Origin of the sequence: Flavobacterium sp. N502540, assembly GCF_025947365.1 — a bacterium.
Lineage (GTDB): Bacteria > Bacteroidota > Bacteroidia > Flavobacteriales > Flavobacteriaceae > Flavobacterium.
Genome location: NZ_CP110012.1, coordinates 1918535 through 1941126, shown reverse-complemented (window position 1 = coordinate 1941126; position 22592 = coordinate 1918535). Strand labels below are relative to the sequence as shown.

Here is a 22592-nt window from a genome sequence, read left to right as displayed (position 1 = left end):
CAAAGCAAAAAAATCCTATTGCTAATGAAGCGGCATTATTAAAGATAAAATCCGAAATTTTTTTCATGACTATTTATTCATCGTAACGAGAATAAGAACTATCAGCCCATCTCTCTTTTTCAAAATTATACGTAAAAAACCATATTATTAAGTAAATGAAAATCATAGCTATAACGACCATCCAGACATTTCTGTTTGATGGTTCGTTCCAAACTACATTTACACGCATTTCACTATTATTGACATCTTCCGGTGCTTTCATTGGGGTTATCAAGAGATGATATCTTCCTGCTTTAACACCACAAATATTGAACTTCTCCATATTGTCTCCTTCTGTCCATGATTCTCCATCAGAATAGCCGTGATAAAATTCTATGTCTTTATTGGCATAAATTTCATCATTGGTCACTTCATTTACTAAAGCGACATTAAGATTCGCCCAAGAATTATCAACATCTGTAGCAACTGTAATACTCAGCGGTGCCGAACCGCCGTTTAGAATAAAAGCATCACTCGTGATTTCTTTATTATTAAATTCAGTAAATTTTATGGTTTTGGAAAACACCTTTTGTTTAAATTGATCCTTATAGATAAACCAGTTGGTTGCTATCAGCAATGCAGCAATACAGCAAAAAATAATTGCTGTATTATTAAGGTCAAACCGGGATGGCTGCACCATATTTACACCAGACTGATACGGTAAAGTAATCTTCTTAAAAGCCTTTTTTATTTCTCCTTTTTTAATATATTCTCCGTAAAAAGCAGTTTCAACACCATTCATTCTTTCCACAGAAATCATATACGGCGGTCTTATGTACTCTACTAAATGTATGTTTTTATTCTGAGGCAATTCGAAATCGAAAAACCCCTGAGCGTTTATAATTGCAGCATCTGAATATTCGAAAATATTATAGTCTTTGTTATTGTGCTCCAGAATCAAAGGATGCTTTTTTACATCAAAAACCTCTTCCATTTCAGTTAGTAGAATCCAATGTCCGTTAGAAACCGAAAGATAAATACACTCGTTTTCGTGATTCTCCAATATAAACTCGGTCCATCTGTAATCAGGATGAACTTTTTTAACCAGGATCCCAGTGACTTTGTATTCGCTTCCTTTTAAAAAGCCAACATCACCAATCGCCAATGGGAAATCATTGAGTGTGGTTTTATACTTAGATCTTCTGCGAAACATCCCTTCACTATCACGAGTATACAAACTCTGACAATTGGGACATACAAAATTCACAACCTCAAAACCAACTCTTAATTCAGTTTCTGTATTACAATCGTAACAAGCAATTTTCATATCCTATCGGTTGATTTCAAAATCTTTAATAATTTTTCCTTCAAAATAGCTAATATAATCAGCCATAACATCTCTAACTTTCTTTGAATTATCCTGCAGATAATTACACAAATAAACATCCAACGTTAACTGATGGTATTCCGGCCAAGTGTGTATACAGATATGAGATTCTTTTAAGCAGAATGAAATGGTGAAACTATTGTTATCAAAATTATGCACAATTACACCTACCTTCTCCAAAACATACTTTTCTAAAATCATATTGGTCACATCAACAAAGCCCTGACTATTGGTTAGTTTCTGAGTTTCATCGACATGTAAAGTAACCAGTTTATGCAATCCTGGTGAGTAAGGAGGTAAATCCATTCTAGTTTTTTAGGGAACAAAAAAGGCCAAATATATAATAATTTCTTTAATAAAATAATCTAAAAAACACTCCGATATATCCTTTCTAAGGAGAAAGCCGCAACTTCATTTTTATATGAAATTGCGGCTTTCTTAATTTTGCAGAGAGGAAGGGATTCGAACCCTCGATACAGTTACCCATATACTAGCTTTCCAGGCTAGCTCCTTCAACCACTCGGACACCTCTCTAAATTGGTCTGCAAATAACATAAAAAAAAATGACTTAGAAAAACAAAATCGGATATTAGTTTACATACTTTTTCTAAATTCTTCCATAAACAGTTTTACAGCCTTTTTTTGGTAGCCTCCAAGGGTCAGCATAAACGATTCTCTTTTTGTGGGAACTCCCGTAATCTGAATGGCTTTCAGGTCGCCCCAGCCTTTTAGGGCTTTCTCTGCCACTATGGTGGCCCAGTCACTGTCCTGAACCATTTGCAGTAAGGCATGAATCGAGTTTAATTCGATGGAAATCTTGGGTCTCATTTTGTTTTTAGCAAATAGCTCTTCCACAAATTCTCTCGAATTCGACCCTTTTCCGGGCAAAACAAGCGGAATTTCCTCTATTTTCTTGAAAGCGATTTTATCTAAAGCTGCCAAAGAATGTGTTTTTGAAACCACCAATACCATTTGCGAAGTAAACAAAGGAACTTTCTCAACGGGAATATTTATTTCATGTGACGAAATCACCAAAACTAGGTCCAATTCGTTCGTCAATAATTTTTGTTCTAAAGCTTCTGTCGTGCCGTATTCGACGACAATTTTCAGATTGGGATACTGTTTTGCGAACGTATTGATAACCGGCAAAATTAAAAGTCCGAAGATATAGGTTACGCCAATTCGCAGTTCACCGCCAATCATCTCGTTTAAATCTTCAATAGCCTGTTTTCCGTTTTCTACATTTTCGATAACTTTTTTGGCGTGAATCAGGAAAACAGCACCGGCTTCAGTAAGCTGTACTTTTTTTCCAATCCGTTTAAATAAAGGCATCTCGAGTTCTTCTTCGAGTTTTTTTATTTGCTGTGATAAGCCCGATTGTGTTACAAAACACAACTCGGCCGCTTTGGTAAAATGAAGTACCTCAGCGGTTTTTATAAAATATTCCAATTGATAAATTTCCATATCGATAAGTTTAAATACTTATTATAAGTAAAATTATTAATTTTTCTAATGAAATCATAATTCCGAACTTTGTAAAAAAATATCAGGCATCATGTTTAAAGCGTTAAAATCAAAAAATTTCAAGTTGTTCTTTTACGGACAATCTGTTTCTGTAATTGGAACCTGGCTTCAAAAAACAGCTGTAAGCTGGATGATTTACAGCGTTACGGGTTCGGTTTTCTTACTGGGATTAGCGACATTTTTAAGCATGATCCCGTCCTTGTTTCTGGCTCCCCTGGCCGGAAGTATTATTGGCCGTTACGACAGACACCGCACTATGATTCTATTGCAATCTTTGGCGATGCTTCAGGCCGGAGCTTTGGCACTGTTAATTTATCTGAAAATATACAACATCAACTTTATTCTGGCCTTAAGTTTAATTCAGGGAATCATCAATTCTTTTGACATGACTTGCCGACAAACGATGATGATTGATATTGTTGACAATAAAGAGGACCTACCCAATGCAGTGGCCTTAAACTCTACACTGAATAATTTCGCCCGAATTGCCGGACCTGCCTTAGCCGGAATTATTCTGCACAATTATGGTGAGGACATTTGTTTTATTGGAAACTTCTTAAGCTATATTCCGGTTCTGATTTCTTTATTGATGATGAAAATCACCCCGCATATTAAAGCCACCGAAAAAATGAAAATGGTAGACGACTTTCTTGAAGGTCTGGATTATATTAAAAAAGAAAGCGAGATGGCCAAAATGCTTCTGATGTTAATGTGCAGCAGCTTGTTTGTGATTTCGTTCAATACTTTAATGCCTGTTTTTGCCAAGGATATTTTTAGCGGAAATGCGCAGACTTTCAGTTGGTTTGAAAGTGCTGCCGGAATTGGTTCGATACTGTCCGCTATTTATCTGGCTAATCTTAAAAAAGCAGACAATATGGGCAAAATAATGATCGCTGCGAGCTTATTATTAGGTTTTAGCATAATCATACTGGCCTATTCCAATAGTCTGACTGTGGCGCTTATTTGTATGGCTCTGAGCGGTCTGGGAATGATGGCACAAACCTCGTCTATAAACATTTACGTTCAGACACAAAGTCCTGTGCACCTGCGTTCGAGAAGTATTAGTTACTATCTGATGGCGTATCAGGGAATGATTCCTGTGGGAAGTTTGATAATCGGATATGTTTCACACATTATCGGAACCCGAGAAACTGTCGCCATTCAGGGTATTATTTGTATCCTTTCTGTAATTGTTTATGTGTACTACAAAAAACAGAGTTCTGAAGAAGAGTTTGGAACTTGTGAGGTTCGTTATAAAAATTGATAAGCTCCAATTTTAGAAATTCCAAATTCCAAAATGAAGATATAATCAGCAAACGATTGGAATTTGGAATTTTATTTTATAGCGAAATCTCCCCGCGTAAAGCTGTTTCGAAAATTGCTTTAAATTCAGTTTGAGGAATATTTTGCCCCAGCAGGTACATTAGTTTTGTAATGGCTGCTTCCGTGGTAATGTCTTTTCCGGAGATAACTCCAAGCGATTTTAAAGCGGTACTGGTTTCGTATTGCCCCATATTGACGCTTCCGCCTGAACATTGGGTCACGTTAACAATGTGTAATCCGGACTGAATTGCTTTCTCAATCAAATCCAAAAACCAGTCTTCTGTTGGTGCATTACCAGAACCGTAGGTTTCCAAAACGATTCCTTTTAGATCTTTAATAGCCAGAATTGAAGCTAAAACCACTTCACTCATTCCAGGGAACATTTTGATGATTGCAACATGATTGTCCATTTCTTTATGAACGATTAGTTTCGCAGCTGTCTTTACAGGAAGAAATAAATGTGTGTTCAACTTTAAATGAACTCCTGACTCTACTAATTCCGGGTAATTTGGTGCTGTAAATGCTCTGAAATGTTCTGCATTTACTTTTGAAGTTCGGTTACCGCGGTACAGTTTATATTCAAAATACAAACAAACCTCAGTGATTACCGGTTTTCCGTTTTCCTGAAGTGAAGCAATCTGAATAGCTGTAATCAGGTTTTCTTTAGCATCGGTACGCAAGTCTCCTATCGGAAGCTGGGAACCTGTAAATACTACCGGTTTTGCCAAATTCTCTAACATAAAACTCAATGCCGAAGCAGAATACGACATGGTATCCGATCCGTGCAACACCACAAACCCGTCGTAAGCAATATAATTTTCTTCGATAATAGTGGCAATTTTCGTCCACTCTTGAGGATTCATATTCGAGGAATCAATCGGCTCTTCAAATGAAACCGTTTCAATATCGCAATCTAATTGTTTGATTTCAGGTATCTTTTGTAATAATTTACCAAAGTTGAACGCTTTGAGCGCGCCTGTCTCAAAATCTTTACTCATACCGATAGTTCCACCGGTATAGATTAGTAGTATTTTTGGTTTAGATGACATCCTGATATTTTAATTTATTAACAACCGGATTAGCGTACATGGCCAGAAATCCTTGTCTTGTTACTGGGTTATCACTTCCGATACGCATTTCTAAACGACGCTCGAACAACGATTTTTCGCTTTCTTTGTACAAGTGCGCAAACCTATTGGTCTCGTTTAAAATATCGTAAGCAATAAAATTAGTTGGCCATAATTGATAATTTTTCAAAACCGAATCGTCAATAACCTGAGCCAAAGCCTGTACTTGTTTGTTGACATTGTCATTTTCGGCTACAATCTGATCGATTTCTGTATCTAAAACATCTCCTACCGAAATGTGTATTCTTTTTTTAGTTCCCATGATACCACTCAAGATATTCATGAAATCTTCGTTTTTGTCTTTAACATAAACCTCATTATTGGCTTCTGCCATTAACTGTGGCATCTTCAGAACATCTGTTGGATCGTATTCGTATGAAATGGACACGGGAACAATTTTTAATTTCTTAAAATAATCCATTAGATTAGGCTCATCAGATCCCATTCCGATCATTTTTAAAACTCCCGGATTGGTTTCATCGTTTCCGTCTTTGGTACGGCCTTCTCTTTGTGCAATCCAAACCGAACGATTCTCACGAAGCAATAATTGCCCTATATATTCTGACAATAATTTAGAACTCTGCAGCATTTCTCTTGGCGATAAACCTCTCAGAACCAAAAAGTTTCTGTTTAATTTTGCCAAAGTACTTAAGAATGCTTTTTTAACCAGATTGTCTCCAATAGCAGATGCTGTCATCACTAATCCATGCTCAAAAAGACAAACATTTAATAAAGTGGTATCTAATAATATATCTCTGTGATTAGAGATAAATAAATAGGAGGTGTTTTTTTCCAGTTTTTCAAATCCTGAAGTAGTAAGACCTTCAGAACTTTTCTCTAAAACTTTTTGTATGGTGTTATAAATAAAATTGCATTGAAAATCACGAATAGAATGTGTCTTTTTTAGTTGCTCTTTCCAAACCTCATCTGCTACTTCCGGAAAAGTAAAGTTCATCATGGTTTTCATCATCGGATGATTGACCACATCATGAAGTGCTTCATTTATTTCAGAATCATAAAACGGTCGAATGGCATCAAATCTCTGCATTATTTATATTGGTATTAAGTGGGCAAAAGAACAAAAAAAAAATTAAACTATTGTAAGGTACGGGTTAAATCCCAAAAACGTCTTTAGAATTCTGAGTGCTTCGTTCTGCAATTTCTTCCTCAGAGACGTCGTATATATCAGCTAATTTGGCGATAACATTTACCAGATAACTGCTTTCATTTCGCTTTCCGCGATACGGAATTGGTGCTAAATAAGGAGAATCGGTTTCCAGAACGATATGTTTCAAATCTATTTGATTTAGAAACTGATCGATTTTTCCGTTCTTGAAAGTTACCACTCCACCAATTCCCAGCTTCATATTGTAAGACAGCGCCTGAAGTGCCTGCTCGTATGTCCCAGAAAAGCAATGGAAAATTCCAAATAAATCAGCTGATTTTTCCTCTTCCAGTACTTCAAAGATTTCGTCAAAAGCCTCACGACAATGAATCACAATAGGTAATTTGTATTGTTTTGCCAGTTGAATTTGTCTTTTAAAAGCAATTTGCTGCTCTTTGAGATGCGTTTTATCCCAATACAAATCGATTCCGATTTCCCCCACAGCGTAGAACTTTCGTTTGGCCAGTTCCGTTTCTACATGTTTTAATTCTTCTTCGTAATTGTCTTTCACATAGGTCGGATGCAACCCCATCATCAAGTATACATAATCGGGATAATTTTGCTCCAGATCGTACATCGACGGTGTGGCAGCGGCATCAATTGCAGGAATAAAAAAACGGGTTACTCCGGCATTTATCGCTCTTTGCATCATCTCGTCGCGGTCCTGATCAAATTCTTCAGAATATAAATGTGTATGTGTATCGGTAATTATGGGTTTCAAATTCAATTGTTGTAATTTTTAATGGCCCAAAATTACGATAATATTAAAAACTTTCCCAATTTGAATGAAATGAGAAAAAATGGCACGCGGATTTTTACGGATTCACTTCGCGAAAACGCGGATAAAAACGGATTTTTTCTAAAAGTAAACCCAACAGGTTTTTAAAAACCTGTTGGGTTTGAATCAGTACGAAATAATTTGTTATTTCCCTGTTTTAACAAACAGTAAAGCGCGATCCAGAACTTCGTCTTTACCTTCCTGAATTCCTTTTATGGTTGGTTTGATTTCAATGTCCGGAACAATCCCAATTCTCTGGGTTTCACGTCGATCCGTATAATAAACTCCAATTCCGGTATATCGGGTATGAAATCCTTTAAATTCAAGCTCAAATACATTCCCGTCTGTCCCTGCGGTCTGGCTTCCGATTATGGTGGTATTCCCTGCGGCTTGAAAACACATTGCTGTCCATTCAGATTGACTCATAGATTGCTCATTAAGCAACACTACAACTTTCCCTTTATAATTATCTTTGTTTTCAAATCCGCACTTTATCCCTTCTTTCCATGTATAACGTCCCGGATAATTTAAATAGGGCATGGTGTAATCGCAGAATTTTTTTTCCGTAGGATTCAAAAAATTGGCGATTAATTCATACGTTTCATTGGGATAATTTCGCATATCAAAAACAATTGCCTGTGTAGATTTCAGAGCTTCAATCATATCCGGAATATGTCTATTCTTTATGACCCCCATATCTACATAACCAATATTATTGTCTAAAAGTTTAAATTTCTCCTTCTTTTTAATAGCTCCCTTTTTAAATTCATTTCGATGAGAATCATGGTAATTAAACCAAATCATTGATTTTGTTTCGTACTTGCCGTCTTTTAAAAATTCTACCTCAACATTTTCGTCGTAACTTTTCAAAATAGGCAACGTAACTTTATCTAAAAACTTAGCCTCGTTGGAAGCACTGATTAAGTCCTGATTCTCCTGAATTAGCTCTTTTATCGTTTTACCCTTTATTTTTGTAATTACATCTCCGATTTTTATATTGTCTGCCTGAGCCAGACTATCCCCTAATATCTCTGTAACAACCAGCTTTTCTTCGATTATTCTACCCGTTGCAGGAAAGTAAACCGGTCTTTTCCCGGCAACTTCCGGTCCGTACGTTGTTGTTTCGACATGACTATCATTGAGCCTGGCTGTCAGTTTTTTAAGTGCTATGTAAAATTCATTTCCCTTTTTAGCCTCAAGCACAAGTGGCAATACCTGTTCTAAACTCAGATCCCACTTTTGATCCATTACATATTTATACGGAAAATAATATTCTATCACATTCCAATAGGCAAACAACATTAGTATTCGAGAACTTTTATTGGTATAATCCAGATCGAAATAGTTTTTCAGATACTTAAAACTATCAAAACTATAATCAAATTCCTCATTGCTTTGAAATCTGTTATTTTCGATAAACTTCAATTTTTTGGAAAGTTTTTTAGAAAACAGCTTACTATTAAACCAGCTTAAGTCAAAATTTTTATCGAAGAATTCAACCTCTTTTGGGATTACAATTGGCGCAACCATTTTAACTTCTCCTAAATCATTAATCCAATTTTCGAGAATTAAAGAAAACTCTTCTTTGGTTTGCGCTTTTTCTATTAATGGTAATTTTTCTAAAAGCTGACTGTCCCAATTCACTTGTCCACTGCCAATTTTTGGATGATAATATTTTAAGAATCCCCAAACTTTGCAGGTCGCAGCAAGTTTTTCGGTTTCTGTAATTTTGGCATAGCCAAAGATCGTTTGAGTGCATACAATAAGAAAAACTAAAGTAATTTTGTTCATGTAAATAACTGGTTAGGTTGAAATTGTTTTTGGTAAATTCTTGTAAAAAAATCAGCCGAATGTAAAACTAAAAATCCGGATTCGTTTACGGCTTTACATAAAAACCTTTTTTCTAATACTAAAATTTACCAAACAAACCCGACTGGTTTTAAAAACCTGTCGGGTTTGAATAAATATAAAACCTTTAACGATTTTCGGCTTTAGCAAGCAATTAATCCAACTCGTCCAGCAACTCCTGAACATCATCGTAATCCTCATAATCCTGAGAAATGGTCTGCAGGATTTCTCTGCAGGCATTGTAATCTTTCTGTTTTAATTTGGACAGTGCCAGATTCCATTTGGCTTTTTCTTTGTAAGCTGAAGTACCTGATTTTAGTTCATTAAACACTGCTTCTGCTTCTTTATAATCACTTTCTTCCAGTAAAGAAACTCCATAAAAATATTGTATTTCAGGTGTTTTATTCTCTTTTAAAATTTCCTCAAAAAACGGAATTGCCAGTTCATAATTCTTTTCGTTGAATGCTTTTTCTGCTTGTTTTAAAGTTTCATCCGCATCCCCACGTTCGACAAAAGAAGCGGTTTCGGGATGATTAAAATCTTCAAAATCAGGATTCTGATTGTAATCAAAAAAGAACAGTCCGAATAAAATAACAATCGATGCCGCAGCTGCGAAATACCAAGGTCGCATTTGGACCACTTTAGGCTTGTTGGCATTAAAATGTTTTTCTGAAATCTCTGTCAGATTTGCCGTAAAAGCTTCTCGCTCTCCTTCCTGTTCAAATTTACTTTTGAGCTGCAACTGCACTTCTTTGAAAGTTTCAAAGGCTGAAGCCAGTTCATGATCCTCAGACAATTGTTTCTCAAAACTATTTTTTTCCTCAACAGTCATTTCTCCCTGAAGATATTGATCGAATAATATGTAACGCTCTTCGTTCATGACTAATTATTTTTTAACGATTTAAAATTCCCGGCTTCCTGAATCCATTGTGTCAATTGCCGTACGCACAACGATTTTTTCTTACGAACATACCCATAAGTCACGTTGAGTTTCGCTGCAACCTCTTCCATCGTTTTGGTGGTGAAACTTAGTTTTAACAACTCCTGACATTTGTCTCCCAATTTCTGAAACATGGCATCAAAGAGCTGCTGTTTTTCATCAAATTCTTCGGTCTGACCAATTAATTCCAGTGCAGATTCATTCATAGATACTGCATCCTCATTAATTGTTACCCCTTTATTGGATGTTTTTTTAAGTTCGTTAAGCCATTTCCTTTTGCACAATAAAAAAAAGTAAGCATCAAAAGGACAAGTCAATTGCAGTGTCTTCGCTTTGGCCTGATTAAAAAGTAAAATCATGACTTCCTGGACCACATCCTGAGCATGTTCCTTATCTCCGGAATTGTTCATAACGAACATCACTACTTTGGGAACGAATTTCTTGTAAATGCTCTGAATGACTGCAGAGTTATTTGCAGCAATGCCATCAATATACATTTGATCGGGATGAATTTTATTCTTAACCATAAAGAATCATTTTGTAGCTAATTTAAAAAACAATTAGAAATAAATTTCATGTCATAGGGTAACAATTAACAAATCAAGTTGATGTAATAGTAAAGAGCTCCTAAAACAGTCTCAGAGAAGAATCTAAAAACTATCAAAAATCAGGAAAATGGAAACCTATCAATTTGTAAACCAAAAGAGTTTGGATCAATTTCATCAGATGATTTCTGCCAAAACACGAAATGGATTTGTGGTTGTGGAGCATAATGAAAAGCTCCCGTATGTGGTTTTATCCAAAAAACCAAAAGCAATCAACCATCCGTTGCACCTCTTTCTGACCTGTATCACATTCGGGCTCTGGATTACAGTATGGATCTATTTTGCAATAACGCTTTCACGAAAGACAAGCATTCTTGTTGCTGTAGATGAAGACGGCAATTTATTTGAAGACAAATGTCTTTCAGAATAAATTCAGAAAAAACAAAAACAGGGGTAACAATATCAAACCCAAATTGATATACCAATATAATTAACAACCGAAATCTGAAAACCACCTGATCATCAGGACAGATTTATAAAAACTAGAAATCATGAACACACATTTTAAAAAAATCGGACTTTTATTTTTACTGGCAATGAGTTTTCTAAGCTGCGACAATAGCGACAGCGACGATACTCTTATTTTTCCACCCTCGGCTACTGCTTTTAAAAGCATCAGCAGCAAAGGGGTAAAATCAGCTACACAAAACTTTACCATTACTGCCGGAACCGGTGTGATAACTTTAACTTCGGCTAAAGGAGTAAAATTAAGCATCAACGGGGATTGTCTTACCAAAAATGGGGTTGCGGTAACGGGGGCAGTTGCAATTGAGTACATCGAACTTTTTGACAAAGGAACTATGTTGGTTACCAACAAACCTACTATGGGGGTTATGCCTGACGGAAAGAAAAACTTATTGATTTCCGGTGGAGAATTTTTCATCAGAGCTACTCAGGGTGGCGTTGAACTTAAAAGTTCCTGTTCTATGAATTTAATTGTTCCTGCCGCTTTAACAGATGGTGTCGACAATGCCATGACTTTATGGATTGGTGCAATTGATGAAAAAGGAGAACTTGCATGGGAACAGCCTAAACCAAATGCTGACGGAACCGGTGGTAAAGGTGGCGTTCAGGGCGAAGGAACCAATTACTTTGTGACTTTTGGCAATTTTGGATGGACAAACGTTGACCGTTTTTACAGTGACCCAAGACCTAAAACTACTCTTTTGGTTGATGCTCCTGACGGTTACGATAATAACAATAGCGCAGTTTATTTGTCTTATGATGGTGAAGGCACTAATGCGCTTGCAAAATTAGATACTTATACTCCTGCCGGATTGTTTAGCGAGCACTACGGACAAATTCCAATTGGCTTAAAATGTCATGTGATTTTTGTAACCGAAGACAATGGTCAATGGCGATATGCAATTAAAGCAGTAACTGTTGCAGCAAATGATGTGTACACCTTTACACTGGGGGAAACAACAGTGGGATCTGAAGCACAATTGGTAGCCGCAATCAATGCTATTCAGTAAGTTACAAAATACTTTTTAAGAAAAAGTGATGATTTGCTCATCACTTTTTTTTACATTTAATCCAGTTTTCAAATCAATTCTGATACTTTTCAGAAGCTAATCCTGCTGTCCGCTGTATCTTTTGTCCCGAACCCCGTGACAAAAGGATGCCGCTCCCATCAGGGCTAAAAACCTCTAGTTATGAAACCACTATCGTCTATTTTATTGATGCTATTTTCTATTCTTGCAATGGGACAAACGAAGGTAAAAGACACCATAACCCGAAGGGCCAATATTGTTTTCATTCAGAACGGAAATGCGGTTACTTATAAACCCGAAACGCCTCCTTTAATTCCCATTGCCGGTGCTCCAAAACCCAGTTATTCTTATTTGTGGGAACTCGGTGACGGACATTACAGCAAGGAAGCCGAACCAAAACATGTCTACAAAAACAAAGGAACCTACACCACCAGACTTGCCGTAACCAACAATTACGACAATGGAAAACCTCCGGCAACACGCCCGAAAAAAGTAGCCGTAAATGACCTTACTGACACCAATTATAAAGACATTGCTTCTATAGCCGATCAAAACGGATTTGCTATTTTAAAAAACTGTGACCCGATTCCGGAACAGGAAATGGTAGTCGTAGTGAGTTATCAGAATCTGGAGAATTATGTCTCCAGCGGAAAACTGTATTTGTTTTATAACGAGAAGCAATTTAAGAATAATAATTTCGAACTGGTTGATTACAGAACCCACGCCAGTGAGCGTGAAGTGAAGGAAAAAACCGTTGCCTCTGTGGACGATCTGGACGATTCTAAAAACTATGTTGCTTCGGCTGAAAACACTTTTAAAGCCAAAAAATACAGAAATACAACCAGCGAAGAAGACCTGGACGCTTCCTTACTCGACGCCCATAAAACCTATCATAATGTTTCGGTTTTAGAATTTGACGATGCCAATCCTAATGAAACGCGAAATGTTTTTTATACTTTTAAAACGACTCCCGAAATGATCAAAGATACTAGTGCAACGGTTACCATGCGCGGTATTTTTGTTCCGAACCGAAGTTATAAAAACCACAAAATCAAGAATCTGGAAATGGAAATCGTAACGTCTCACGATCCTAACAAAATGGGATCCAACGGGCGTTTTATGAATTACAGACTGGTTCGTTTTAAAAGAGTAAATTTTAAAACACGTTTTCAGAACAACGGTGAAGGCCCTGCCCGAATGATTAGACTTGAAACTGATATTCCGGATATGTTCGACAAGAAAACCTTCCAGATTGAAGACATGTACCCCAAATGTCCCATCTGTCCAAAAGATGAAATTCCAACGACAAGCTGTCTGGATACCATTATCAAAAAGAATCAAATCTTTTTTACCTTCAAAAACATTTACTTACCTGGAAGCGAACAAAAAAATGTACACGAAAAAGACAGTATAAAGGGTTTTGTAAAGTATTCAATGAAGTTTGGTGAGGACTTTCATAAAGTAAAAACCCGAAGCCGAACTGCTATTATTTTTGATAAAAACGAGCCCATCATTACCAACTACGCCACAACCCGATTCCTTCCCGGAATTTCAATTGGAGCGAAAGCCGGTTATAATTTGTATCCTGATCTGGAAAAATCAACGAGTTATTTTGTGGGTGCCACTATTTCGCCTTTTAAATCGTATCGTTTTTACTGGCAGGCAGAATGGATTAATGCTCTGAACAAATACGAAAGCGGTCTAACAGTGATTGATCAGACTGTGGCAGGTGCCAATGGCGTGAAGCAACTGCAACGTACCACCACGACAACCGAAAACAAAAATGTAAACTGGGAAATCCCGGTCCTGATTCGCTATAACCTTAACAATTATATAGGAGTCGGAGCCGGAATTCAGGCCAATTTTGATATCTCATCAGAACAAAATCAAATCCAAAAAATTGAAAACTTTGAAGGTGGGACAGATCAGTTTCTAATCAGTACCCGAACGCAGTCCAATTCGGTAAAGAACGGTTTTGGGAATTTAAAAACGGGAGTTTTGTTTGATTTAACTGTTGGTTTTGCCAGAATCGGACCGAGTTTTGGGGCGCGTTATGTGATTAATTTTGAGCAGAATTTCAACTATTTTCAGTTTTATGGGATTTGGAGGTTTTAGAAGTTATACCACGGAGATGCACGGAGAATTTTCACAGAGACACACGAAGATTTTTTAGTGTTTCTTGCTCTTAGTTTAAAACAAACTCTCTGTAAATCTTTGCGAATCTATGTGGAAACTTTGTGAATCTTTGTGAGACAAAAAATTTATGATAAAACGACACTGCTATATATTTTTCTTCTCAACTCTTTTTCTGTTTGGACAGAATCAGGAAGATCAAATATATACCGCAATTGACTCTTTTATCGCCCATCCTTCAGCCAAAACGCTACAAGATCTCACTAATACAGAATCTGTTTTCTGGAAAAATCCCAAGTCAAAAACCAAAGACGAATTACTGGCGATTGTAGTTTTAAACTGCAATAAAGCGTATTATGAAAATCAATTTGGGAAAACTGAAAAGGCCATTGCGAGTTATGAAAAAGCCTGGCGAATTTATCAGAAAAACAAACTTGTTGATTACGATATTATCGAATACTGCCTGAAACCCTTAGGCAATTTATATACCGTTTTGGGCGACTACGACAGTGCGGAAAATACCATAAAGCAGTATTTCTTTATTGTCAACACTACTCCTAATTATCCGGATGCTCAAAAGCAAAAATTTGCTGCAATTCTAAATTTATCCAATGTCTATCAGAGTTCAGGTAAATTCAACCTGGCTATTGATTTATTGGAACAAATCCTGAAAACGGAGAAACTGTCTAATACTCAGAAAGGAATCGCACTAAATAATCTGGGCAACAATTACCTGCTAAGTTCCACTGGAGATTTAATGCGTCCTGAGACGTATCAAAAAATTGAAAACACTTTTGAATCGTCTGTAAATTATCTGAAAAGCGAGAAGAATCAATCCGAGACTTTGTCTAATTCTTACCGGAATCTGGCGATGCTAAATCGGCAAAGACAGCAATTTGAAGCATCCAATTCTTATTTAGCGAAAGCAGAAAAGCTTCTACTGCAAACACCTCATATACAAACCCGAAAAATAGCAAAGCTGTATTATGAGAAAGCCTTGTTACTTTTTGATGAAGGAAAATATGCTGAAAGCACAAAACAGCTTAAAGCCGTTTTTAAACTTTTAATCGCAAATTATGCGCCACAGGATCTTCTGCCAAATCAAAATCAATTGTATGCCGAAACGGTTTTAATTGATGCACTCGATTTACAGGCTCAGCTTTTCCTGAATCAAAATCGGCTTAAAAAAGCATTGGAATCTTACGAACTTTCACTTCATATCGAAGAGGTATTAATGAATACTACTCTTTACGAAAACTCCAGGATAATCAACCAGATTCGTTCCCGAAATCGTACCGAAAAATGCCTTTTGATTTATGATCGTTTGTTTCAAAAGGAAAACAAAACGGAATATCTGGAAAAGGCTTTTCAATTGGCCGAAAAAACAAAATCCGGGGTTTTAAAAAGTTATCAATCGAATATCAAAAAGGCAACAACAGAGGAGAAATCACTTTTACAGCAGCTTCAAAATTTAAACAATGTTATTGTAAAAGAACAGCAAAAGGGCAGTCTGGCCACTATTGCAAACATCAACAGAGCAATCAAAAAACAGAACGAAATTATGCTCTCCCTAAAGCAAATTCAATCTAAAAGCCCGGATTTACTTCCTGAAATCAGCGATCTAAAAACCTTATTTTCGAAATTGGAAAAAGACAAAGCGGTTATGGTGTACTACTTTGTGGGAGCTGAAAATTTGTATTATTTCACCTTGCAGAACAACCGAATCAGTCTCAATCGTCTCTACACGGCACATACAGCCATGCTGAATATTGTAAAATTTATAAACTATTTTAATGCCTCAGCGGCTATTACAAACGATATTTCGGGATACGGCTACTATGGTAACAAAGTATATGATTTATTGCAAATGCCGCGAAATACTATTTACCAAAACCTCATCATTGTTCCCGATGGCATTTTAAACTTCTTACCTTTTGAGGCTTTGATTACAAAGGACTCAAAAACCACCAATTTTGCCAAGATGCATTATTTACTGAATGATTTCAGGATTACTTATGCTACTTCAGCAAGCCTGTATCTTAACCCTAACCCGGTTTCAAATTCAGAAAATACTATTTTGGGTGTTTTTCCGGTTTTCGAAAATACTTCTTTCGAATTGCGTTATTCTAAAAAGGAACTAGAGGCCATCAGAAGTAATTTTAAGGGAAAATTTTTAGAAAATTCAGAAGCTACTTTCTCTAATTTCAAGAATGATGCAAACCATTATTCGATTTTACATTTGAGCACTCACGCTTCTTCAGGTGATATTGAAACTCCTGCGAGTATTAAATTTTACGATCAGGAAATTTTATATTCTGAATTATACAATCTGAACGTCAATCCTGATTTAGTAGTTTTGAGTGCCTGCGAAACCGGAATCGGTAAATTGTACAAAGGCGAAGGTGCCATGAGTGTGGCCAGAGGATTTCAATTTGCAGGGGCCCAGAATTTATTGTTTTCGCTATGGAAGGTCAATGATTATACGACCTCTGTTTTTATGACCGATTTTTATGAAAACATCAAAAAAGGGCAATCCTATACGGAGGCCAATACAAATGCAAAACGTGCTTTTTTACAGGACAAGTCCATTTCGAATGCTAAAAAATCTCCTTATTACTGGAGTTCTTTTGTGTACTATGGTGCTATCCAAACAGAGAAACAATCGACAAATTATATCTTTTATATCATTAGTTTATTGGGGGTAATTGGTTTATTTTTGGTTTTCAATCATAATCGAAAATGGAAAATCTTCACGAGGTTCTCAAAAAAGAGAAATACAGAAAAATAAAATTCAAGGTTACTAAAACGCAGCATTTATCGATTAAGGCAAAAATCAACGGTGTTTCGGGAAATTTTATTTTAGATACCGGGGCTTCTAATTCCTGCGTTGGATTTGAAAGTATTGAACGTTTTGATCTGACGGCAAAAAAGTCTAAAACCAAAGCTTCGGGTGCCGGAGGAACGGGAATGTTAACCCAAATTTCAAAGCACAATCGCCTGCAGCTTGGAAGTTGGAAAAACCACGATTTTAGTCTGGTTATTTTTGATCTCTCCCATGTCAATGAGGCTCTGGAGTCTTACAAAGCAAAACCGGTTCATGGTATTATCGGTGCCGACGTTCTGCTTGAAGGAAAGGCAATTATCGATTATTACAATCACTATCTGTACTTAAAATAATAGATTATAAACTCAAATACCGGATTTTTTAGTCCGTTTTTTTGTATATATTTGTTTGCCTATTTTAACAAACCGATACGTATGAAAAAAACTCTACTTTTTTTTATTTTACTGTTTTCCAATTATTTTTACGCTCAGGTCAGTGATATGGAGCATTGTTACGGGGATACCCGGTTTAACTTAACGCTCAATCAATCTGCTTTACTTGTTAACTTAAATCCGGTAAAAACTACGCTTAGTTATCATCTTAGTGCTCAGGATGCTGCGACTAATACAAATGCAATTGCACAGCCGACCTCCTTCAATAGTACGGCACCGTCTACGACTATTTATGCCAGAATAGACAATAAAGGAACGGTTACAACAAACTATTTCAATCTAAAAATATACGATCAGATCAATTTTATACCTCTTACAACACCTGTAAGCTGTAAAGGACAAAATAATGGTATTTTAACTGTAGCTCCGTCGGGAGGCAAAACACCTTATGCTTATAGTCTGGATGGAGGACCTTTTACTGTTTATATTGGTAATCCCATAGGTACTTTTAGGAACTTGTCAGCTGGGACGCATACCATTGCTGTAAAAGATGCCATAGGCTGTCAATCGATGCTTCAGACTTTTCAGATAACCGAACCTTCTGCTTTGACAGTAAAACTATTTACTGAAAATCAAACGGTAGTGGTTAGTGCCTCAGGAGGAACATCTCCTTATCAATATTCTTCGGACGGAATCAATTATCAAACGAGCTATGTTTTTTCAAATATGCCTGTCGGATCATACACTTTTAGGGTAAAAGATGCTCAGGGTTGTGTAGCATCAGAATCGGTGAATGTTTATTATCCACTGGCTGTAGGAACTCAGATATTAAAACCTATTGACTGTATTGAGAAGGCTAGAGTTAGTGTTTTTGCAGCCGGAGGAAGTGCTCCGTACGTTTACGCAGTCAATAAAGGTCCATATCAACCTATAAATGTTTTTTCGAACCTTGCTGCAGGAGATTATGTATTTGAAGTAAAGGATGTCCAAAATGTGGTACGATATGCTAATGTCACGATAGCCGAACTTGTACCTCTTTCCATAACAACAACAAAAACAGATGCTACAACCAACGATGATAATGACGGTACTATAACTGTAACGGCCAATGGAGCGCTTAAACCTTATACGTATACCCTAACCGATAATGCAAATAATCCTATTAGAACTCAACAAGCATCTAATGTTTTCCAAGGTTTGAAATCAGGAACTTATGGTGTCCTGGTGAACGATGCCACTAATTGTATTGCATCGCAAACCAATATTTCTATTCTTAAAAAAACTGCCGCATTAACTGCGATCGCAAATGTATTGCCAATAACCTGTTTTAGTGCGACCGGAACAATAACAGTGGTTGCAACGGGAGGTAAAGCGCCTTACAAGTATTCGGTGGACAATGGAAATACGTTTGTTACTTCGAATACTTTTAGCGGACTGACAGCAGGAGTTTATACAGTAAAAGTACGCGACACCGAAAACGCCGAAGTTCAGCTAATTGTCGAAATTTCTCCTGGAAGTAATCCTTCCGTTAGCGTAACTACTTTTTCAAATGTATATTGTAAAGGGGACAACACTGGTTCTGTAACTGTAACTGCAGCTGGTGGAAAAGCTCCTTATAGGTATGCCATCGATGGAGTTACATTCCGTCCCGCTCCCACTTTTACGAATCTGCGTACCGGAGCTTATAACATTACTGTACAAGATGCCAATGACTGTACGGCATTAACCTCAATTTATCTTTCAGAACCAACAGAGGAATTATCTGCAACAGCATTTGCGATAAACGATCAGGGTATCATTGTTAATGCAAAAGGAGGAACTGCTCCTTATTTGTATTCTTTACAAAACAATTTAGGAGTTGTAATTGCAGGCCCTAAAGACAATGGGGTTTTCACCAAATTACCGCTTGGTGTTTATACCGCACAGGTTACAGATGCTTATGGCTGCGGTTATATGCGGGGAGGCGTAACTGTTATTCCGTCACCACCTCTTGCTGCTACCGCTGAAGTTATACCTGCGACATGCGGTACTTTGGGGAAAATAACTGTTACGGCCACCGGAGGAATTCAACCTTATAGTTATTCGATAAATAACGGAACCGCGGTCAGCTCTAATGTGTTTCCTAATCTGGCTCCCGGAAATTACACTATTACGGTTAAGGATAGTGAAAATACAACCAAAACGTTTGTGGTTGCTATAACTGTAAAACAAATAGCACTCAACGTAACATTAATGACTGCCGTAAGCTGTAATGGTGCCAATAACGGTTCGATAAGAACAACGGTTACCGATGGTCAGGGACCTTATGTTTATTCTATAAATAATGATGTCGTTACCGGCACTACAACAGAACAAACTTTTAACAACCTTCCTGCAGGAAACTATATCATACGGGTAACCGATAAAAACAACTGTACCTCTAATATAAACATAGCCGTTCCGGAACCGACGATCCTTAACGCAACTGTAGTTGTGAATGATAAAACTATTACGACCAATACAACTGGCGGAACACCTCCTTATCTCTATACCCTTCAGGATCATTACACGGGAGCAACCATAAGAAATTATCAAGTTTCGAATGTTTTTGATAATTTACCTGCAGGAATGTACAGTGTGCAGGTTAAAGACAGTAACGAGTGCTCTATACTAAAAACCGGAAATACAATCTCTGACTCCGTTGCATTGTCTGTAAGCTTTACTGTTTTTCCTATGGACTGTAATACTTCTAACGGAAGAATTATTGTTACTGCAACCGGAGGAACAGCTCCTTATGAGTATTCCATAGACAACGGAAATAGTTATACTTCCTCAAATGTTTTTAGTAATCTTACCGCAGGAAATTACCTGATAAAAGTTAGAGATTCTCAAACTACTACAGCTGCCATAACTGCTGTTATAAGTCCTCCAAACCCTTTAACTGCGACAGCTTTCATCACCAAAACGATAGACTGCCTTAGTAATGGCACTATAGATGTTATCGTTTCAGGAGGTAACGGATCTTATCAATATTCGATAGACAATGGAGTTACCTATACTTCCAATCGTGTTTTTACCAATTTAATTGCAGGGACTTATTCTGTTTTGGTAAAAGATGCTCTAAATTGTACTGTAATTACCAATAGTATCATTTTAGAACAGCCTATTCCTTTAACAGCGACAGTCGCTCATACCCCTATTACAAATTGCTCTTCCCCTGTAAGTGATGTAGTTATTAATGCCGTTGGCGGTACAGTTCCATATCAATATTCCTTAAACGGTCTTCCTTTTCAATCTAGTTCTTTCTATACGGGTATAAATCCAGGAAATTATATTCTGGAAGTCAGAGATGCAAACGGCTGCAGCTTCAGTACAGTATTTACTATAGAAACACCGGTTTCTTTCGTGGCAACTGTAGCCATTAATCAGGCTCAAAATTGTAACGATTTTGATATAGCAACCATTACAGCAATCGGAGGACAACCGCCTTACACCTATTCTTTTAATGAATCTAACACATTTTCAGCAGCGAATACCTTCACTTTAGCTCCCGGAACCTATACCTTAAAAGCCAAAGACAGCAATGGCTGTATCGCAGTCGTAATCGCTACTATAGCCCCCCGTACTACTCCTGAAAGTACATTAATCATTACAAATGCAACAACTGCAACCAGTAACGACGGAGCTCTAATCGTAAATGCGACCAGAGGAACAGCTCCTTACACTTACACCCTTTTGAACAGCAATAACACAATTATAGTTCCGGCACAGAGCGCAAATAGCTTTTATAATCTGGCTCCCGGAACCTATAGTGTGATTGTTAAAGATGCCAGAGGCTGTTCTTCAATACAAACACAACTAACGATTCTGGCCCCTAGTCCGCTTTTAGCAACAGCTGCTATTGTTCAGCCAGATTGTAATAATCCAATGGGAACAATAACCGTAACGGCATCGGGAGGTACCCCTTTTTATCAATATTCAATGGATAATGGTGTAACTTATAATCATTCCAATACTTTTATGGTTTCTCCGGGCAGCTATAGCATAAAAGTGCGTGATTTGAACAATGCCCTATATACTTTTGTGACAACGATTGTAGCTCCAAATCCAGTACATCTTACTGCAGTAGTTATTTCCTCAGTATCCTGCGTTTCAAACGGAGTAATCATGGCAAATGCTATAGGAGGACAGGCTCCGTATACTTATTCCATAAATGGAAGTCCTTATCAGGCAAGTAATACCTTCGCGAATTTAAATGCCGGTGTTTACACCATAACTGTAAGAGATACTAATAATTGTACAGAAACAACCAGTTTAGTGTTGCAAGCGCCAATTCCTGTAGCTGTTTCAGCAACTGTTTACAATAAAAATATAACTGTTACAGCAACCGGTGGCACTGCTCCGTATCAATATTCATTAGATTTAAATACTTTTCAGTCAGGCAATACTTTTACAGTTTTCAACTATGGGATGTATCAGGTAGCTGCAAGAGACGCTATGGGATGTATTGCATTAATTCATATTACAATAGATCCCCCTGCACCTTTAATAGGCGGTAAAAATACATTAACAGTCGATTTTAAATCAGGCCAGACTTTAGGAGATCTTGTTATCGAAGGTCAGAACATAAAATGGTACAGCACTAAAGGTCTTTCAACAGGTAAAACGAGTAAAACTTCTGAAACTACTTTGCCATTGACCACTGTTTTAGTTGACGGAGTTACGTATTATGCCACTCAAACCATAGACGGAATCGAAAGTACAGAACGTCTTGCCGTTACAGCAAAAGTAAACGGATCGCTTTCAACATCTGATTTTGCGCTACCGGATTTCAGATTTTATCCAAATCCTGTTCAGCACAACTTATCCATACAGAACAGTTCGGCTATTGATGAGATTGAATTACTATCGGTTTCCGGAAAGACTATTTTAAGTAAGAGAATAAACCATACGCAATCTGAAATTGATTTATCGAATGTAGCGGCAGGATTTTATTTCCTTAAAGTAAAAGCTGAAGGACAAATCAAAACTGTTAAAATAGTGAAGAAATAAAGCCACTAAAAGCTCATAACTTTCAATAAAACAAAAGGAGACT

At 37.1% G+C, this 22592-nt stretch carries 16 protein-coding genes and 1 tRNA gene; 7 read left to right on the top strand and 10 right to left on the bottom strand.

Features of this window, described 5'->3' with window-relative positions:
• Positions 1-73: 73 nt before the first annotated feature.
• The 4 genes from OLM58_RS08560 to OLM58_RS08545 form a co-directional block, all read right to left on the bottom strand.
• Positions 74-1306 (bottom strand): DUF4178 domain-containing protein, encoded by a 1233-nt coding sequence (locus OLM58_RS08560; RefSeq protein WP_264531951.1) that lies wholly within the window; start codon positions 1304-1306, stop codon positions 74-76.
• Positions 1307-1309: 3 nt separating this feature from the next.
• Positions 1310-1672, bottom strand: coding sequence for an S-adenosylmethionine decarboxylase family protein (locus OLM58_RS08555; protein ID WP_264531950.1), 363 nt, complete (start codon positions 1670-1672; stop codon positions 1310-1312).
• A 141-nt stretch (positions 1673-1813) separates the two neighbouring features.
• Positions 1814-1900, bottom strand: a tRNA-Ser gene (locus OLM58_RS08550).
• 60 nt (positions 1901-1960) lie between these two features.
• The gene (locus OLM58_RS08545; protein WP_264531949.1) at positions 1961-2830 is read right to left on the bottom strand and encodes a LysR substrate-binding domain-containing protein; all 870 of its coding nucleotides are present in this window, start codon (positions 2828-2830) and stop codon (positions 1961-1963) included.
• A 91-nt stretch (positions 2831-2921) separates the two neighbouring features.
• Here OLM58_RS08545 and OLM58_RS08540 point away from each other — a divergent pair, with 91 nt between their 5' ends.
• Entirely contained in the window at positions 2922-4154 is a 1233-nt protein-coding gene (locus OLM58_RS08540) for an MFS transporter (RefSeq protein WP_264531948.1), read from the top strand.
• A gap of 76 nt (positions 4155-4230) precedes the next feature.
• On the opposite strand, the gene OLM58_RS08535 is transcribed toward OLM58_RS08540, so the two are convergent.
• From OLM58_RS08535 to OLM58_RS08510, 6 genes are all read right to left on the bottom strand, one after another.
• Positions 4231-5262 carry an asparaginase gene (locus OLM58_RS08535; RefSeq protein ID WP_264531947.1) on the bottom strand — a complete coding sequence of 344 codons (1032 nt, stop codon included), beginning with the start codon at positions 5260-5262 and terminating at the stop codon, positions 4231-4233.
• A complete protein-coding gene (locus OLM58_RS08530; RefSeq protein WP_264531946.1) occupies positions 5252-6388 on the bottom strand; it encodes a 1-acyl-sn-glycerol-3-phosphate acyltransferase in 1137 nt (378 codons plus the stop codon). The genes OLM58_RS08535 and OLM58_RS08530 overlap by 11 nt, the downstream gene beginning before the upstream one ends.
• Before the next feature lie 64 nt (positions 6389-6452).
• Positions 6453-7232 (bottom strand): TatD family hydrolase, encoded by a 780-nt coding sequence (locus tag OLM58_RS08525; RefSeq protein WP_264531945.1) that lies wholly within the window; start codon positions 7230-7232, stop codon positions 6453-6455.
• Between the two features lie 195 nt (positions 7233-7427).
• Positions 7428-9074, bottom strand: a complete 1647-nt coding sequence (locus tag OLM58_RS08520) for a S41 family peptidase (RefSeq protein WP_264531944.1) — start codon at positions 9072-9074, stop codon at positions 7428-7430.
• A gap of 211 nt (positions 9075-9285) precedes the next feature.
• Positions 9286-10011: a tetratricopeptide repeat protein gene (locus tag OLM58_RS08515; protein ID WP_264531943.1), complete on the bottom strand. Its 726-nt coding sequence runs from the start codon at positions 10009-10011 to the stop codon at positions 9286-9288.
• Positions 10012-10013: 2 nt separating this feature from the next.
• Positions 10014-10598 (bottom strand): RNA polymerase sigma factor, encoded by a 585-nt coding sequence (locus OLM58_RS08510; RefSeq protein ID WP_264531942.1) that lies wholly within the window; start codon positions 10596-10598, stop codon positions 10014-10016.
• A 148-nt stretch (positions 10599-10746) separates the two neighbouring features.
• Here OLM58_RS08510 and OLM58_RS08505 point away from each other — a divergent pair, with 148 nt between their 5' ends.
• From OLM58_RS08505 to OLM58_RS08480, 6 genes are all read left to right on the top strand, one after another.
• Complete coding sequence (locus OLM58_RS08505; protein WP_264531941.1) at positions 10747-11046, top strand: hypothetical protein; 300 nt, start codon at positions 10747-10749, stop codon at positions 11044-11046.
• Between the two features lie 121 nt (positions 11047-11167).
• Positions 11168-12151, top strand: a complete 984-nt coding sequence (locus tag OLM58_RS08500; RefSeq protein ID WP_264531940.1) for a hypothetical protein — start codon at positions 11168-11170, stop codon at positions 12149-12151.
• Positions 12152-12331: 180 nt separating this feature from the next.
• Positions 12332-14284, top strand: coding sequence for a PKD domain-containing protein (locus tag OLM58_RS08495; protein ID WP_264531939.1), 1953 nt, complete (start codon positions 12332-12334; stop codon positions 14282-14284).
• 148 nt (positions 14285-14432) lie between these two features.
• Positions 14433-17090 (top strand): CHAT domain-containing protein, encoded by a 2658-nt coding sequence (locus OLM58_RS08490; protein WP_264531938.1) that lies wholly within the window; start codon positions 14433-14435, stop codon positions 17088-17090.
• Positions 17042-17479 (top strand): retropepsin-like aspartic protease, encoded by a 438-nt coding sequence (locus tag OLM58_RS08485; RefSeq protein ID WP_264531937.1) that lies wholly within the window; start codon positions 17042-17044, stop codon positions 17477-17479. Before OLM58_RS08490 ends, OLM58_RS08485 begins: the two co-directional genes overlap by 49 nt.
• An 81-nt stretch (positions 17480-17560) precedes the next feature.
• Positions 17561-22549, top strand: a complete 4989-nt coding sequence (locus OLM58_RS08480; protein ID WP_264531936.1) for a T9SS type A sorting domain-containing protein — start codon at positions 17561-17563, stop codon at positions 22547-22549.
• Positions 22550-22592: the final 43 nt, after the last annotated feature.